This is a genomic window from Brachybacterium avium (assembly GCF_002216795.1).
GTDB lineage: Bacteria > Actinomycetota > Actinomycetes > Actinomycetales > Dermabacteraceae > Brachybacterium > Brachybacterium avium.
Map to the genome: position 1 here is coordinate 1,427,893 of NZ_CP022316.1, position 15,821 is coordinate 1,443,713.

The 15,821-nt window shown below is 67.3% G+C and carries 15 protein-coding genes; 6 read left to right on the forward strand and 9 right to left on the reverse strand.

The window, feature by feature from the left end; genetic code table 11:
• Positions 1-6 precede the first annotated feature (6 nt).
• The 6 genes from wecB to CFK39_RS06490 all read right to left on the reverse strand — a co-directional run bounded on the left by wecB (position 7) and on the right by CFK39_RS06490 (position 7,669).
• Positions 7-1,179 (reverse strand): non-hydrolyzing UDP-N-acetylglucosamine 2-epimerase, encoded by a 1,173-nt coding sequence (wecB, locus tag CFK39_RS06460; RefSeq protein ID WP_089064776.1) that lies wholly within the window; start codon positions 1,177-1,179, stop codon positions 7-9.
• A 46-nt stretch (positions 1,180-1,225) separates the two neighbouring features.
• Positions 1,226-2,251 carry an ABC transporter ATP-binding protein gene (locus tag CFK39_RS06465; protein WP_089064777.1) on the reverse strand — a complete coding sequence of 342 codons (1,026 nt, stop codon included), beginning with the start codon at positions 2,249-2,251 and terminating at the stop codon, positions 1,226-1,228.
• Complete coding sequence (locus CFK39_RS06470) at positions 2,235-3,134, reverse strand: ABC transporter permease (RefSeq protein WP_157697091.1); 900 nt, start codon at positions 3,132-3,134, stop codon at positions 2,235-2,237. The genes CFK39_RS06465 and CFK39_RS06470 overlap by 17 nt, the downstream gene beginning before the upstream one ends.
• Positions 3,127-4,716 (reverse strand): glycosyltransferase, encoded by a 1,590-nt coding sequence (locus CFK39_RS06475; RefSeq protein WP_172805649.1) that lies wholly within the window; start codon positions 4,714-4,716, stop codon positions 3,127-3,129. The genes CFK39_RS06470 and CFK39_RS06475 overlap by 8 nt, the downstream gene beginning before the upstream one ends.
• A gap of 1,220 nt (positions 4,717-5,936) precedes the next feature.
• Complete coding sequence (locus CFK39_RS06485; RefSeq protein ID WP_089064780.1) at positions 5,937-7,334, reverse strand: alpha-L-fucosidase; 1,398 nt, start codon at positions 7,332-7,334, stop codon at positions 5,937-5,939.
• The gene (locus CFK39_RS06490) at positions 7,334-7,669 is read right to left on the reverse strand and encodes an ABC transporter permease subunit (protein ID WP_089064781.1); all 336 of its coding nucleotides are present in this window, start codon (positions 7,667-7,669) and stop codon (positions 7,334-7,336) included. The genes CFK39_RS06485 and CFK39_RS06490 overlap by 1 nt, the downstream gene beginning before the upstream one ends.
• A gap of 182 nt (positions 7,670-7,851) precedes the next feature.
• On the opposite strand from CFK39_RS06490, the gene CFK39_RS06495 reads away from it, so the two are divergent.
• From CFK39_RS06495 to CFK39_RS06510, 4 genes are all read left to right on the forward strand, one after another.
• Entirely contained in the window at positions 7,852-8,070 is a 219-nt protein-coding gene (locus CFK39_RS06495) for a hypothetical protein (RefSeq protein WP_089064782.1), read from the forward strand.
• Positions 8,067-8,720: a DUF6338 family protein gene (locus tag CFK39_RS06500; RefSeq protein ID WP_089064783.1), complete on the forward strand. Its 654-nt coding sequence runs from the start codon at positions 8,067-8,069 to the stop codon at positions 8,718-8,720. The genes CFK39_RS06495 and CFK39_RS06500 overlap by 4 nt, the downstream gene beginning before the upstream one ends.
• Before the next feature lie 660 nt (positions 8,721-9,380).
• A complete protein-coding gene (locus CFK39_RS06505; protein ID WP_089064784.1) occupies positions 9,381-10,220 on the forward strand; it encodes an Ltp family lipoprotein in 840 nt (279 codons plus the stop codon).
• Positions 10,221-10,543: 323 nt separating this feature from the next.
• Positions 10,544-11,029, forward strand: coding sequence for a hypothetical protein (locus CFK39_RS06510; protein WP_218192267.1), 486 nt, complete (start codon positions 10,544-10,546; stop codon positions 11,027-11,029).
• Positions 11,030-11,079: 50 nt separating this feature from the next.
• On the opposite strand, the gene CFK39_RS06515 is transcribed toward CFK39_RS06510, so the two are convergent.
• A complete protein-coding gene (locus tag CFK39_RS06515; protein WP_089064786.1) occupies positions 11,080-11,982 on the reverse strand; it encodes a LysR family transcriptional regulator in 903 nt (300 codons plus the stop codon).
• A gap of 72 nt (positions 11,983-12,054) precedes the next feature.
• Here CFK39_RS06515 and CFK39_RS06520 point away from each other — a divergent pair, with 72 nt between their 5' ends.
• Together CFK39_RS06520 and CFK39_RS06525 are read left to right on the forward strand one after the other, a co-directional pair.
• Entirely contained in the window at positions 12,055-13,095 is a 1,041-nt protein-coding gene (locus CFK39_RS06520) for a YeiH family protein (RefSeq protein WP_089064787.1), read from the forward strand.
• A gap of 69 nt (positions 13,096-13,164) precedes the next feature.
• Entirely contained in the window at positions 13,165-13,605 is a 441-nt protein-coding gene (locus CFK39_RS06525) for a universal stress protein (protein ID WP_089064788.1), read from the forward strand.
• A gap of 64 nt (positions 13,606-13,669) precedes the next feature.
• On the opposite strand, the gene CFK39_RS06530 is transcribed toward CFK39_RS06525, so the two are convergent.
• Entirely contained in the window at positions 13,670-14,290 is a 621-nt protein-coding gene (locus CFK39_RS06530; protein WP_089064789.1) for an RloB family protein, read from the reverse strand.
• Positions 14,280-15,605, reverse strand: coding sequence for an AAA family ATPase (locus CFK39_RS06535; RefSeq protein ID WP_089064790.1), 1,326 nt, complete (start codon positions 15,603-15,605; stop codon positions 14,280-14,282). The genes CFK39_RS06530 and CFK39_RS06535 overlap by 11 nt, the downstream gene beginning before the upstream one ends.
• Positions 15,606-15,821 lie beyond the last annotated feature (216 nt).

The window sequence follows — 15,821 nt, forward strand, 5'->3', positions numbered from 1 at the left end:
GGCGGGTCAGGCCGGCTCCCCGACGAAATCCTCGGGCTGCTTTGCGCCGTCGAACTTCCAGCGGATCGCCTCGATGGTTCTGCGCGCAGCGTCTCCATCGCCGTACGGGTTCACCGCATTCGCCATCGCGCCGTAGGCCTCCCGGGAATCGAGGAGCAACGACACTTCATCGATGAGGCGCTGGCGGCGGGTGCCGATGAGCTTCACGGTGCCGGCCACCACTGCTTCCGGTCGTTCAGTGTTCTCGCGCATCACGAGCACCGGCTTACCGAGGCTCGGGGCCTCCTCCTGCACCCCGCCAGAGTCGGTGAGCACGATGTCGGCGAGGCTGAGCGCGCGGGTGAACTGCGCGTAGGCGAGCGGCTCGATGAGCAAGACGTTCCCGAGATTCTCGACCGCAGGAGCGATCGCAGAGCGGACCTTCGGATTCTTGTGGATCGGAAAGACGATAGTCAGAGCCGGGTACTTCCGGGCCAGATCGGCAACTGCATTGCCGATGTCCTCCATGGCAGAACCCAGGTTCTCCCGGCGGTGCGCGGTGACCAGGAGGATCTTGTCCACACCGCCGTCCGCCTTCGCCTGCTGCAGCGCTTGAAGGCGCGGATCGTCGAAGGGCACCTCGAGGTGGGAGGTGGCGAAGAGGAGCGTGTCGATCACGCTGTTGCCCGTGACGACGATGTCGTTCTCGCTGATGTCCTCCCGGGTCAGATTCGCCTTGCTGGTCGACGTGGGCGCCAGGTGAAGAGCCGCAATCTGGCTGGTGAGCTTACGGTTCGCCTCCTCGGGAAAGGGCGAGTTGATATCGCCCGAGCGCAGTCCTGCTTCGAGATGGATGACCGGGATCTGGCGGTTGAAGGCCGCCACGGCGGCGCCCATGACCGTCGACGTGTCGCCCTGGACGAGCACCGCATCGGGCTTCTCCTGCTCCAGGGCCGCGTCGACCCCGGAGATCACCTTCGCGACGATGCCGTTGAGGCTCTGCCCCGCGCTCATGATGTTCAGATCATGATCGGGGACGATCCCGAACATCATGTTGACCTGATCCAGCATCTCGCGGTGCTGGCCGGTGACCACGATGGTGTTCACCAGATCATGTGACTTCTCGATCGCCTTGATAATTGGGGCGACCTTGATCGCCTCGGGTCGGGTGCCGTAGATCGTCATGACGTTCTTGGGCATTGTCGGCTCCTTGGAGTAGGGGGGGGAGGGGCCAGGGTGCTGCGTGTCAGGCTGTCTGGTCCGGGTGGACGTTCGGAGGGAAGGTCTTGCGGGGTGGGTGACGGGATCGGTCGAAGACGCGGCTGAACGGATCGGGCTCGAAGTCGAGCGTCTCGGGGCGAGTGCCGGCCGGGGCCGGTCCCGGATCCTCGCCGGAGGCGGGGAAGAGCTGCTCCGAGCGACGCTGTTCAGCACCTTCTTCGATCGCATCGCGGAGCAGCCCTGCGGCCTTCTCCTCCTCGCCCTGGGCGAGGTTGTGGGCGAACCATCGGTACTTGCGGGCCACCTCCACGGCGTCGCCGTCGAGCACCACCTGCCCGCGTTCCATCCAGATGGCGCGGGAGCACATGGTCTCGATCGTCTGGGCCGCGTGGTTGACCAGGAAGACGGTGCCGGCTCGCTCGAGCATGGAGTCCGTCGCCTTCTTCGAGCGTTCGGCGAAGGTGGCATCGCCGGTGGAGAGCGCCTCGTCGATCATCAGGATCGACGGATCCGCCGCAAGGGAGATCGCGAACTTCAGTCGCGATCCCATGCCGGAGGAGTACGTGCGCATCGGAAGATCGATCGCGTCCCCCAATGCGGAGAGCTCCACGACGTCATCGAACACCTCCTCGGCCTGCTGCGGACTGAGGCCCATGGCGAGGGCCCCGAGCGTGATGTTCTGCGCGCCCGTGAGGTCCGGGATCAGCGCGGCATTGACGCCGAGGAGCATCGGGGCCGCTGACGTCATCACCGTGCCGGAGCTGGGCGGCTCGAGCCCGGCGAGGACCCGCAGCAGCGTCGACTTCCCCGAGCCGTTGCGCCCGATAATGCCGATGAACTCACCGGAGCGCGCGGTGAGGGAGATTCCGCGCAGCGCGCCGACTGAGACCTTCCGCTTGCCGCGGAGTTTGCCGGCCAGACCTTTCCGAGGCGTACGTTCTGTTCGCACCACCTTGTACCGCACCCTCAGGTTCTCGGCCACGACGGTCAGCGGCGACTCCTCCGGAGCGACCCAGCGTTCGGTCTCTTCGCTCTCAGCGCTGTTCGGCACCGTAGGTCTCCTCTCCCTGCCAGAAGAACAGCAGTCCGAAGAGAGTCAGGCCTATTGCCCAGGCCCCGAGGATCATCCAGTGCTCGAGCGCGGGCACGGTGCCGTCCATGAGCACCTCTCGATACATCGCCAGCATGTGATAGATCGGGTTGGCCTGGATGAGTGTTGCGATAAGCGGGTTGTTCTCGACGAACCTGTCGATCGGGAAGATCACACCGGAGCCGTACATGAACAGGCGTCCGGTCAGCGCCATGAAGTTGGACGTGTCCGGGAAGATAAAGCCGATCCGTGCCAGGACGAGCGAGATCCCGAGGTTCAGGAAGAACTGGAACGCGAAGATGACTGGCACCAGCAGCCACGTGAACTCGGGGAACTCGTGATACGGCACCACGACGATCATGACGACCACGGTGATGGTCGTGTACACCATCTGCATCGACTCGCGAAGCTGGGCCGACACCGCCAGCGCAGCCCGAGGGAACACGAATGCCCTGATCATCGCTCTGTTCGAGGAGAGAAGTCCGGGACTGGAGGTGATCGCGCGCATCGTGGAGCGGAACATCAGGACGCCGATGATGATGAAGGCCGGGAAGTTCTCCATTCCGCGGTCGACCCCGAGGATCACCGCGAAGATGACGTAGTACATCGCCGCTTCCAGCATCGGCCGCAACACCAGCCAGAACCTGCCCAGCAGATTCCGGCTGTTCGAGGTCGCTACCCGATGCCCGGCATCCATCCAGATGAAATGGCGCCGTTCCCAGATCGCGCCGAGATACTCTGCAAGCGACGGACGCACGCCGGTCGGTGTGAGCCCGGACGGATCCAGCCCACGGTCACGGAGCGCCTGCACCAGGGTGGCCGTCGCCTTCGCTTCCTCAGCCACGTGCGCTCTCCCCCTGTGTGATGACATCGGCATACATCGCCCTGTAGCGGCGAACCAGCGCCGGCCACGTGCGCTCCGCCGCCGCTCCGAGGCCCTGTTCGACCAGCGCGCTCGCGCGCGAGGGATCCGCGGCCAGAGCTTGGATCGCCCTGGCCAGTTCCTCGACTGACCCGGCCTCGTGCGTGAGAGCGCACAGCACACCGTCCGCCCGAGTGGCGGTCTCCCGCAGAGCCGGAAGATCCGAGATGATCACTGGCCGGCGCAGTGCCATCGCCTCGATCGGTTTCTGCGGTGTCACTGTACGCGCTACGTCCACGTCAAGACGAGGAACCGCGACGACGTCCAGTGCCTGCACCCAGTCGGGCGCGATGTGCCGAGACACCCTTCCCGGCATGATCACCCGGTCTGCAATGCCGAGTTCCTCGGCAAGGGCGCGGAGGCTGGGTGCGGCCTCGCCGTCCCCGGCGATCATCACGCGCAGCCGTTCGCGCAGCTCTGAGGGCACGGACGGATCGCCGAGGAGCTGGGCGACCGCACGCAGTAGCACATCCAGCCCCTCGTACTCGACGAGCGCGCTGACCGCGCCGACGAGGAACGCGCCCTCCTCGACGATCCCGAGCGCCGAGCGCGCCTCGGCCGGGGTCCGGCGACGGGCCAGCAGCGCTTCCTCGACGCCGTTGGGCACCACGGTGACCGCGCGGCCGAGGACTTCCCGGCCCATGAGCTCCGTCCTCATCAGGTCGCTCAGGGTGACGACCGCACTCGCGGAGGCGGCCAGCGCCCCCTCGCGCGCTGCGACCAACCGCACCTTCTCCGAGGTCAGCGCCTCCTGTCGGCTCTGCGGCGAGGTGTGCAGCGCGATCCAGGTCTTCTCCATCATTCCGCGGACCTCGAACACCCAGGGGATGCCCGTCGCCGTGGAGACCGCCTGCGCGACCAAGGCGTTGTAATAGTTCGTGGTGGCGTGGAGGACATGGGGGCGGAACTCCTCCACGAGCTCCAGTGCCCGTGCGACCTGCTCTTCCAGGCGGCCTTCCTGTGTCAGTGGCAGCCATGCGGGCAGTGTCCGCACGTAGCGGATGCCATCGATGGTGTCCTCGTCCGCAGCGGTGGGCACCCCCACCATGACCGGGTACCCGGTCCGTGTCAGCGCGACGGACTCGATGCCCTGGTCTCGCAGTGCCGTGAGGATTCGATGGGTCCGCAACGAGTACCCGGACTGCGTGTGCGGCAGGGAGTTCGTCAGGAGATGGAGGACACGAAGCTTTTCGCCCTCCGCTGGGATCGCTGCGGACCAGGCCCCGCGCGGCACGGGCAAGCGGTAGTCCGGACGCAGCAACCTGAGCTCGCTCTGCAGACGCTGTGCGTACCACGTGTCTCCGCGGTCGGCGGAGTGCAGAATACGCAGCGCATGCGACAGATTCCCGCGCGCCCACGCCGCGCGGGCGCGGGTATGCGGGGGTGAGGTCTTGGCCAGCAGCTCATAGCGACCGAGCAGCACCGCCACCTCACCTCCCATCCGGGATCCGGAGTGCGACGCCTTCGCCACCTCGCGGTGGGCTGAGGGCTCATCTCCCGCCATGAAGGCTCCGAGCGCGGCCGCACCGGCGGCGCGGGGTAGCTTTCCTGCGACGGTATGCAGGACCTCACCCGCTACCACTCGAGTCCGGAACGGAAGCCGACGACTCACCTGCACGACGAGAAGGGCAGGATCGTCCATGAGATGCTGGGCGGCGGATTGCAGGAGGAGGCACGCATTGCGCACGACATGGCGTCGGCTCGGCACGATCCTCCTTCAGCTGGCGCCCGTCGGTGAGGGCGTAGCGAAATCTTACTCATTGGATTCACCGACGATTCGATGAAGCCGAGCTGGATGCCGATTCGACACCTCGTCGGAACCTGCGCCGTGACTCCACTCACGTGCAGGCTGAGCGCGCACGCTCGCACTGTGGGCCGTGAGTGCACTCGAAGGTCCCGCTCACGCCGGGTCTGCTCAGGCGGGCCCCGGGTCTGACGCGAAAAATTTGCCACCGGTCACCCAAAAGTGACCAATTCGAGCATCAATTGTCCGACCGGCCGTCGATGATAGAACTACTCGGCACTCCTGCTCACGACGGGAGCGTCGGCGCCCGATCACCACGGTATCGCTCAGCGATGAAGCAGAGTATGCGCTGCGGCGACTCTGGCCCATTCCTTCCTTCGGGCCCATGCATCGGAACCTCTGAATCGGGAGCAACCTGCGACCCCATAGATCCGCAGGCGCAGATCCAGCCCCCGTACGACCCCTCGTCCCACAGCCCCAGGGCGCCCGGCGCCATGCCGGGACAGCCCGCACCCGCCACGCCGAAGAAGGGCGGCAACGGCAGGTTCATCGCTCTGGGCTGCGGCATCCTCGCACTGATCTTCGTCCTCGTCATCGGCGCGTGCACCGTGCTGATCGCCAGCAGCGGAGACGACCCCGAGGGCGTCGCCCCGGAGACGACCGCCACCGAGACGGAGGAGGCTACCACCGAGGAAGACCCTGCAGAGGACTCTGACGTGCCAGCCGATGACAGGACGGCGCTGACGTCCGCGGAGACCTACTCCGAGAGGATGAACCTGTCCAAGCAGGGCATCTTCAACCAGCTCACCTCCGACTACGGAGACCAATTCACCGAGCAGCAGGCCGGTACGCGATCGAGAACCTCAACGGCTGACGTTTCCGCTCACGCCCGCAGCGCTGAGCGAGGGGCTCACCGGATCCGTACCGCCGAGCCCCTTGCTCATGCCACGAGAACGATCGCGACCATCGATGCGTTCGCGTCAGAGTTCAACGGCCAGGCCCACCGCATGCGCGGTCGGCGACTCGGCCAGCATGACCGTGGGGTTGCTGTCGGCGTCGGCGCGGATCGCGAGCTCTTCCCCACCGAGCAGACGCGCTGTCTTCGCGCCGGCCGGGAGCGTGAGCGTCACGGCAGCGGACTCATCGCCGTCCGCACGGGAGCGCTCCCCGTGCGTCAGCGGCCCGTCCTGAAGCAGCGCGAAGGCGTACAGCGTCGAGTCCTTCCGGGTGTGGAACCACTCGAGCCCGCCGCCCGCGACCCCGGACACCTCCGACGCGCCGCGGGTGCCGTAGATGCCTTCCCCGCATACCTGCATCCAGCTGCCGAACTCCTCGAGCCGCTCTCGCACGGAGCTGGACATCCGCCCCTCGGCGTCGGGGCCGATGCCGATCAGGTAGTTGCCGCCGCGGGAGACGATCTTCAGCAGGTTCCCGAGGATCTCCTCGATGGGCTTGGCGGGATCGTCGCGCTCCAGGGAGCACCAGGACCGGGTCATGGTGATGCAGGATTCCCAGGGATGGCCGGGGTCGTCCTCGGGCAGGGTCTGCTCCGGGGTGCGGTAGTTCTCGTGGGGGCCGTGCACCTCACGGTCCACCACCAGGATGTCGGGCTGCAGCTCCCGGGCCCGATCCGCGATGCGGTCGATGTCGATCGGTTCGACCGGCTCGCGCACCCATCCGGCGTCCAGCCACAGCACGTTCATCTTGCCGTAGCGGGTCAGCAGCTCGTCGATCTGGGCGTGGGTGAACTCCACGAACTGCTCCCAGGCGCGGGGGCGCTCGGCGATGTCGAAGTTGTGGAAGCGATCGGTCACCGGCAGTGCGCGGTCCCAGTACCCGGGGTGGGCCCAGTCCGCTTTGGAAAAGTAGGCGCCGGTCTCCAGTCCTGCGCCCTGGAACGCCTCGACCGTCTCGCCGAAGATGTCGCGGCCCAGCGCGCTGTCCTCCGCGGTCGACTTCAGGTTCGAGTAGGCGGTGTCGTACATGGCGAAGCCGTCGTGGTGCTTGGTGGTGAACACCAGGTAGCGCATCCCTGCCTCGGCGCAGGAGCGGGCCCAGTCCTGCGGGTCGAACTCCTTGCCGTGGAAGGTGCGCCGCTGGTCGTAGTACCAGTCGTGGTACTCGGCGTCGGTCCCGGTGAAGTCGGCCGGCGGATCGGTGAAGTCACCCAGGCGCTCGCGGTGCAGGGACCAGGACCCGCCCTGTCCGATCGCGGAGTAGAGGCCCCAGTGGATGATCACGCCCACCTTGAGGTCCTGCCAGTGCTCGAGCGCGGCCAGCGTACGCGGAGCCTCGGGGCGGATATAGCCGGGGTCCGGGGAGCCGCCCAGGGCGCCGGCCGCCTCGAGGTTGTCGGCGGTGAAATCGTGTGCTGCCATCAGAACTTCAGTCCTCCCTCTTCGATGCCGCGGAAGAAGTAGCGTTGGGTGAAGAAGAAGGTGATCACGACCGGCAGCATCGCAGTGATCGCGCCGGCCAGCACCACCCGGTAGTCGGTGCCGAAGGAGCCCTCGAGCCGGGAGATGCCCAGCATCATGGTCATGTTGTCATCGGACTGGATCACCAGCAGCGGCCACAGGAAATCCTGCCAGGCGAAGATGAACGCCGTCAGGCCCACCACCACGAGCGAACCCTTGACCTGCGGCAGGAAGATCTTCCCGAAGCGCTGCGTCTCGCTCGCGCCGGTCGAGGGAGGGCCCGGCGCTCTCGCCACGGCTGCCGCTACCGCCCGTCCGGAGGCCGTCGCACCTCTGGGCGGCTGCGGCGTCGAACCATAGACGGGTGCCCGATTTGCGGCTTATGCTCTGCGCTACCGGCCCCTCTGCCGTGCCTGCATGCCTGTCTGCTCTGCGGCCGTGCAGCGGTCACATCGCCGGTCACCCCGAGGAGGGGGCAATGGTCGACAACGCTCCGCAGCCCGACAAGTCCGAGCCCGATCCCGAGTCCAGATCAGACTCCGGCCCTGAGCCTGAACCCGACGTCATTCCCGAGACCCCGTTCATGGTCACTACTGCGCCGGTGGAGCACTGGGGCATCGAGGTCACTCACGCGGTCGAGGCCGGGGGGACCGTGACCACGGACGACGGTCCCCTCAGTCCGCTTGAGCCCGAATGATCCCCGACAGTGTGGAGACGGTCGCGGCCTTCCTCCTCCTCATCGCCCCCGGTTACGTCTGGCAGACGAGGGCCGCGAAGTATCTCCCCGAGCTGAAGGCCTCGGCCCTGCGGGAAGCGACGCGGATCGTCTTCGCTTCACTGATCCCCAGCATTCTCGCCGCGCTTCTGGTGCTCACTCTGCTCAGGGACCAGCTCCCGGTGCTCCGTGCAGACCCCGATCCCCTTCACGTGGTCATCGCCAGCATCACCATCAGCGCTGTCGCGTGTCTCTTCGCGTATCTCGGAGCCCTGTTCCATTTCCGCAAGGAACGCCGATGGGCAAGCCAGATCAGCGGTGGCTCCGCCCTGTACAAGGCCCTGACGCAGTACCCGGAGAACTCGAAGGTCGCCCAGGTGCTGGTCACCGCCCGCCTCAAGGACGGCACCGTCTGGCGCGGTGCACACATGGCCCACGACGTCGAGGCTGAGGTCCCGTTCAGAACGCTCTTCCTGGCCCCACCTCTCGTCCGCAGGAACGCCACCACGGGCACCGTCGCCGAGTACGGGACGGGGAACTACGTCGTGATACCGCTGGACCAGGTGAGCTCACTGCAGCTGAAGTACCGCTCGGGGAAGGAGTCCGGGAAGGCAGAGGCTGCCGCGAGCTGACGTCCCGCGATCGCGCGTCGGGCGCTGCCTCCCTGTCAGGGATGCGTCGACCGACCCAGCCGAGCACGATCTCGGCGGTGAATGTCACGACGAGCATGTCAGCGGCGATGCCGCCCCTCTCCCACTCTCTCGCTCCGCTCCCACTGGATTGCCCGTGCACCACGATCTGCCCCGCCCAAGCACGCACCGTCGTCCATCAGCTTCGGCGGATCCGGCCGATGCCAGCTGCCATGCCTCGACCCGTTGCGGGGCGGTTCCCGTGTCGCTGCAGTCCACCGGCCCGGCCCCGCGGTCGTGTGTGATGAGCTCGTCGGTGACGGTCACCGATCGCGATCCACCCGATATCAGCGCATCCTCACCCGATCACCCGTCGTAGAGCTTCTCCGATAGACCGGGATATTGGTCCCGGTCAGCACACTCCGGCCTCCGAAAATCGACAGATGTCACGAGGGACACAATCGATTCGCGCTTCAACTGTCCCACCGGTAGTTGAGGATAGGAGTACTCGACGTTCCACAGCATGACAGGGGCGGCGATGCCCGAGAGTCATCGTGCAGCTCAGCAGAACGACCGAATCTGCACAGTGGGTCACGGGCGCATCCCTCCCCTCCCCTCTTCGGGCCTCGTTCAAGCGCCCGAACTCAGCATCAGGAGCAGCCTGTGTCCTCCACGGATCCTCAGGGGCAGAACCAGCCCCCGTACGACCCCTCGTCCGCTCAGCCTCAGTTCGGCGCGCCCTACGGCACGGCGCCCGGCCAGAACACACCTGGCACGCCGAAGAAGGGCGGCAAGGGCAAGTTCATCGCCCTGGGCTGCGGCATCCTCGCCCTCCTCGTGCTCGTCCTGCTCGGCGGATGCGCCGCCCTCATCGCGACCAGCGGCGGCGACTCCGAGGACGACGCCCCCGCGACCTCGCAGCAGAGCGAGGCCCCTGCCGCGGACGAGGCCGATGCCGAGCCGGCCGAGCAGGAGGAACCCGCCGAGGACGAGGCCGAGGAGGACGCCCCTGCCGAGGAGGACGCTCCTGCCGAGGATTCCGGCGTCCCGGCCGACCACACGTCGGCGCTGACCTCGGCCGAGAGCTACTCCGAGCTGATGCACATGTCCAAGCAGGGCATCTTCGACCAGCTCACCTCCGAATACGGCGACCAGTTCTCCGACGAGGCCGCGCAGTACGCGATCGACACCATCGACGCGGACTGGAACGAGAACGCGCTCGGCTCGGCAGAGACCTACTCGGACCTGATGTACATGTCCAAGCAGGGCATCTTCGAGCAGCTCACCTCCGAGCACGGTGACCAGTTCACCGAGGAGCAGGCCCAGTACGCGATCGACAACATCGACGCCGACTGGAACGAGAACGCACTGGAGTCGGCGCGCGTCTACCAGGACGACATGGCCATGTCCCCCGACGCGATCCGCGATCAGCTGACCTCCGAGTACGGAGACCAATTCACCGCCGAGCAGGCCGACTACGCGGTCGAGAACCTCGACAGCTGACGGTCACGCACGCAGCCCTCAGGGCTGCTCGAGGGGCTCGCCGAGATCCGTCTCGGCGAGCCCCTCGTCCCCTGCCATGACGGAGGGTGCAGGAGAGCTGGGCGAGCCTGCCGGCGCCCCGAGCGCGAGACGGTCGAACGCGAGCGGGAAGAGCTTCGTGACTTCGTCCGGACCCTGTCCACCGGCGACATCAGATCCGGGAGCTGGTTCGAGAAGCTCCTGGTCTTCTCGCTGAGGAACTACACCGAGAAGGTCGATGCCCGGTACTTCTGGTCAAGGGGTCCATCGCCGGCCCGACCCTGACAGCGGCCAAAGCTCTGCCGGTGGTGGGGAAGTTCCTGCTCCAGAGGAACATCATCAAGATCGGGATCCCGCTGGTCGGGGTTCCCCTCTTCGTCGGCCTCAACTACTACTCGACGCGGGCGGTCGGCGCCCATGCACGCGAGATCTTCCGCGACGACGCCCGCATCATCGAGCTCGCCGGGAAGCTCTCCGAGCGCACCCGTCACCCGCATCTCCTGCCCTGGGTCGCGATGATCATCATCCTGGCCGACGGCAGGTCCACGGATCAGGAGACCTTCCTGCTCAAGCACCTGGTGCAGCAGCTGCGCGAACGTCATCAGGTCGAGGACGAGGAATTCGCCGCCGCCATCGCCTTCGATCCCCTCGAGGTGTGGCGTCGCGTGCAGGCCGAGCCCGGGGACAAGAGCGACCTCGTCGACGCCGCCGAGGCCGTCGCCGCCGTCGACGGCGTCTCGAACCGGAAGGAACAGCGGGCGATCGCCGACCTGACGGCCCGGTGCTGGTGACCCCGCGATCGTGAACCCCACCAGCGGAGGTTCACGGACGCACTGCTCTCTCAGGTCGCGGCGGCCACCGCGACCAGCTCACCGGCCAGGCCCGTCAGCCGGCGCGGCCCGGACCACACCGCGGTCAGCGGCCGCGTGATCCCGCGGCCCTCGAAGGGCACCCGCAGCAGATGGCCGCGCGCGAGATGATCACGCAGGGCCAGCTCGCTCAGCACGGCTGGCCCCACGCCCGCCGCCACTGCGACCCGCACCGCCGCATTGCTGCTGAGCACCTGCGCCGGCTCGACCGGCACATGATCGGCGAGCAGCTCCTGCAGCGCCTCCCGGGTCCCCGAGCCCGGTTCGCGCACCACGAGAGGCGTCGCGGCCAGCTCGCGCAGCGAGATCTGGCCCGTGCGCGAGGCCCACTCGTGGTGCGGGCCGATCGCGACGAGGAGCTCGTCCTCCTGCACCACCCGCACCTGCAGCCGGACGGGCACGTGGGGCGTCTCGACAAAGCCGAGCTGGAGATGACCCTGCTGCACCTGGTCGATGACCTGCGCCGAGTTCAGCACCGAGACGTCGATCCGTGCATCCTGCACCCGAGCACGGACCGCGGCGAGCCACGCCGGCAACAGGGTCTCCGCGATCGTCATGCTGGCCCCCACCCGCAGCCGGGCGGGCGGCGCATCGCTCGTCTGGATCGCCCAGTCCCGCAATCCCTCCGCCGACTCGAGCACCTCCCGCGCGTGCCCGGCGAGCGCACGGCCGGACGGTGTGGGCACCGCTCCGGCCGGGTACCGCTCGAGCAGTGTGAGGCCGACGGACGCCTCGAGCTCCGCCACGGTCCGGCTCGCATTCGACTGCGCCATGCCCACCCGACGCGCGCCTGCGCCGACGCTGCCCTCCTCCACCACCGCGACGAACAGCGCGAGCGTGCGGAGATTCGGCCACCAGTCCTTGGACACTCCCATATCGAAACCGTATGCCCCGGCATGGTGATTGACAACTGCCGGTCATGCCATGGCCGTTGAAAGACTCCTCGCATGCTCCAACGCACCACCGCCCCCTCCCCCACCGCACCGCCCGCCCCCGCAGGGCGAGTGCAGAAGTACATCCCCGGGCTCCTGCTCTGCGCGGGCGCGACCCTCATCGCGATGACCGTCAACGCCTTCCTGCCCGGGGTGAGCCCGCTCATCGTCGCGATCATCGCCGGGATCGCGCTGACGAATGTGGTCCAGCTGCCTGCATCGACCTCCCCCGGGATCACGCTGGCCGCCAAGAAGCTGCTGCGTCTGGGCATCGTCTTCCTCGGGCTGCAGCTGGTGATCTCCGACATCCTCTCGCTCGGCGCACCGATGCTCGTGGTGATCGTGTGCATCGTCGGCGGCGGCCTGCTCGGCACGGTCGCGATGGGCCGGCTGCTGAAGATGCGCTCCGGGCAGGCCCTGCTCATCGCCTGCGGGTTCTCGATCTGCGGAGCCGCCGCGGTCGCCGGCGTCGAAGGGGTGACCGAGTCCGACGAGGAGGACGTGGTCACCGCGGTCGCGCTCGTGGTCATCTTCGGGACGCTGATGATCCCGCTCATCCCCTTCGCCGGCCAGCTGCTCGGCATGGACCCGTATCTCAACGGGATGTGGGCCGGTGGGTCGATCCACGAGATCGCCCAGGTGGTCGCCGCCGGAGGCATCATCGGCGGCGGCGCACTGGGCGTCGCGGTCATCGTGAAGCTCGCGCGCGTGCTCATGCTGGCGCCCATCGTCGCGATCCTCAGCCTCCGTCAGCGCCGTCTCGGACACACCTCCGCCGAGGGCACGAAGCCGCCGCTGGTGCCGCTGTTCATCATCGGGTTCCTGGCCATGGTCATCCTGCGCTCCACCCTCCCCCTGCCCACCGCCGTGCTGGACATCGGCGGCCTGCTGCAGACCGCGCTGCTGTCCGCGGCGATGTTCGGACTCGGCTGCGGGGTGAAGATCCGCAACCTCGTCCACGTCGGGGCCCGCCCGTTCATCCTGGCCGCCTGCTCGACGGTCCTGGTCGCCGGGATCGCTTTCACCGGGGTCCAGATCAGCAGCCTCCTGGCCTGAGCACGCCGCTCCCCCGCCGGAGAGTCCTCTCCCGGCCGACCCACACCCGACAGACGCAAGGACGCTCCTATGACCTCCACCCCACCAGCCCGCGTGATCGCCGCCGTCGACGGCTCCGAGTCATCCATCAAGGCGCTGCGCACCGCCGCCGAGTACGCCGCGACCCTGCAGGGGGAACTGCTCATCATCACCTGCTGGAAGGCCCCGGATTTCTACACCGGGGCCATCGCCGGTGACGCCGAGATCTTCCGGACCGAGGCCGCTCAGCAGCAGGAGGCCGCGATCGAGCGGGCGTTCCCCGGCGGCTGCCCGGTCACCGCCACGCGCCGCATCACCCACGGCCGCCCGGCACCCGCACTGGTCGCCGCGTCCAAGAACGCACAGCTACTCGTGCTCGGCACCCGTGGCCACGGCGAATTCGCGGCGCTGATCCTGGGTTCGGTCAGCCTGGAGTGCCTCACCCACGCCCACTGCCCCGTTCTGACCGTGCGTGTCTCCTCGCAGTCCTGAGGCGCCGCTCCTGCGGTGTCGACATACAGCGTTCACCTCCCACGATGACTGCTCCACGCGCCGCTCACACCTTCGGAACGAGCCCCAGACGTTGGACGAGGTGCGGCATCCCCGTACCGGGCATGGGAGGGAGCTCCTCGAGTGGCGGCTGCGGCGTGCCGTCCAGATGAGAGCGCGGCACGGCATCGCCCACGGCGTCGTAAGGGAAGTCCGACGGGATCTCCTTCGCCCCGAGCGCGTCCGGGATCAGACGGCGATAGTGCGTCTGCGCGTCTTTCTGGTCCGCATAGCGCCGCACCTGTTCGTAGTGCGCGATGAGCCACACCTCGAAGCAGGGCCGGGAGACGACGCCGTACCAGCTCCGCGCCTTCGTCGTCTGACGTGTGCAGTTGTCGAGGAAGGGGTGGCGGTCGCGTCCGTCCTCGTCGACCACGAGCCATACCTCGTCGTAACTCTTCGTATCACCGTGCGGGCTGCTGAGCTTCTTGATGAGCGTGTCGGTCTCCCCGTTGATAAACACGACCTTCACAGCAAAATTCTGCTCCGTCGCCGCCTCGGAACGCAGTGCGCGCCTCTTTAGCTCTTCCAGATAGATCTTCTCCGTCAGAGCCCCGTTGGTGACGAGCAGAATCGATGTCTTCTCGGTCCGCGGCGCCCGACGGCGCCGCCTGCGGTCAGCGGCCATCACTCTCGCCCTGGTGAATAGGTGAGGCGATGAAGCGCATCAGGAGCCCGTCGTCGATGTCGGGGACCGCCCCGAACTTGCCTGCCAGGTATCGGCGCTCGCTGTTGTTGCCGGCGCGGTTCTCGAAGTCCGCCTGGGAGAAGAGCTCGGAGCGACCGTCCTCTGCCTTCTCCACGAACCACACGTGCTGGGGCTCGAGCATCCGGGCCGGGGAGTTGCCGAGGAGCGAGACGTCGTGACTCGTGAACAGCAACTGCGCGCCGTGCGGGTTGAGGTGGGGATTGAGGAACAGGCTGACCACGTACCTTGCGAGATCCGGGTGCAGGCTCGCGTCGAGTTCGTCGATCAACAGCACGCTGCCCTGCCGCAGCGCATCCAGAGCATGCCAAGCGGTGGTGAGCCACGTGATCGTCCCGGAACTCTCCCGATGGAGCGGGAGCTCGAAGATATCCCCGCCGCTTCCCTGATGCCGGAACGTGATGATGTCGCGGAGCGTGGGTACACGGTCCTCCTCGACCTCCTCCCCGTCGTCCAAAGCCTTCAGAACCCGGAGCAGTCGTACCCGGTCCTCCTCCGAGACCTCCTCGGAGCGCACCTCGATGGCTTCGACTCCGAGATCGGCGGTGCGCACCAGCGCTTTGAGGAGGTTCACCTGGGTGTCCGGCGCAGCCACCATCTCCATCACGACGCGGTGGAGGACATCCTCGCTCTGCCGATCTCGGAAGGTGATGTGGTCGATGCCCACGTCGGCAAGGAGGGTCGAGGCGATCGGGGCCAGCACCGGGTGCCCATACTTGTGTGCCGTAGCCAGGAAGAGCATGCCGGGCTTCGTCACCCGCCGCACTTCGGCAGTCGGACCGGTCAGGGACGCCCCGGCTTTCACCACGACCTCGGACTCCTCCTCACCCTGTGTGCGGGTGAAAAGTTTCCGTGCCGTGCCCTTAGGGTATGCGGAGAGGATCTCCCGCACGATCCCTGACGGCCCGGCCTCGACCTCGTAGCGGTGACGCACCCCTCGGGCGATGAACTCCACGTCGAACAGCACGGGTTCTTCACGGAGGTCGCCGCTCAGCGAAGGCTGGTGGATCCTCCCACTGCCCGGACTTCTCAGCGCGAGGGACAGTGCGAGAATCGCTTCGAGCACAGTCGTCTTGCCGGCCGCGTTAGGGCCGTAGATGGCCGCGACACGCTCGGTGACGTCCGACCAGGACTGGCCCGCGCGGGGAACGTTGGTGCGGAAAGTGGGCGAGGCCAGGGTCAGCTCGGCGTAGTCGGCGAAGCTGCGGAAGTTCTGGAAGCCGAAGGAAAGCAACACGCCGTCAACCTACCGCGCTAAGGTACATATAGGAAGTTATTTCCCGATCTGCTCACAACTCGACGTGTTCGCGGTGAGGCGCAGGCTGCCGTTGAGCCGGTGGTGTCCACGAGCCGCGTCGCGACACAGAGGCACCCTGCGGTCGTCGTCCCCCGCCACGCGCGTCGGCGGTGCGGCGATCCCGCGCGGGCACGTCGTCCTGCAGCGCCTGGACCC

What these genes read in the sequence shown, in the direction of transcription:
- wecB (WP_089064776.1), bottom strand. Translation starts at nt 1,179, where the DNA reads ATGCCCAAGAACGTCATGACGATCTACGGCACCCGACCCGAGGCGATC.
- CFK39_RS06475 (WP_172805649.1), bottom strand. Translation starts at nt 4,716, where the DNA reads ATGGCGGGAGATGAGCCCTCAGCCCACCGCGAGGTGGCGAAGGCGTCG.
- CFK39_RS06485 (WP_089064780.1), bottom strand. Translation starts at nt 7,334, where the DNA reads ATGGCAGCACACGATTTCACCGCCGACAACCTCGAGGCGGCCGGCGCC.
- CFK39_RS06495 (WP_089064782.1), top strand. Translation starts at nt 7,852, where the DNA reads ATGGTCGACAACGCTCCGCAGCCCGACAAGTCCGAGCCCGATCCCGAG.
- CFK39_RS06500 (WP_089064783.1), top strand. Translation starts at nt 8,067, where the DNA reads ATGATCCCCGACAGTGTGGAGACGGTCGCGGCCTTCCTCCTCCTCATC.
- CFK39_RS06515 (WP_089064786.1), bottom strand. Translation starts at nt 11,982, where the DNA reads ATGGGAGTGTCCAAGGACTGGTGGCCGAATCTCCGCACGCTCGCGCTG.
- CFK39_RS06520 (WP_089064787.1), top strand. Translation starts at nt 12,055, where the DNA reads ATGCTCCAACGCACCACCGCCCCCTCCCCCACCGCACCGCCCGCCCCC.
- CFK39_RS06525 (WP_089064788.1), top strand. Translation starts at nt 13,165, where the DNA reads ATGACCTCCACCCCACCAGCCCGCGTGATCGCCGCCGTCGACGGCTCC.
- CFK39_RS06530 (WP_089064789.1), bottom strand. Translation starts at nt 14,290, where the DNA reads ATGGCCGCTGACCGCAGGCGGCGCCGTCGGGCGCCGCGGACCGAGAAG.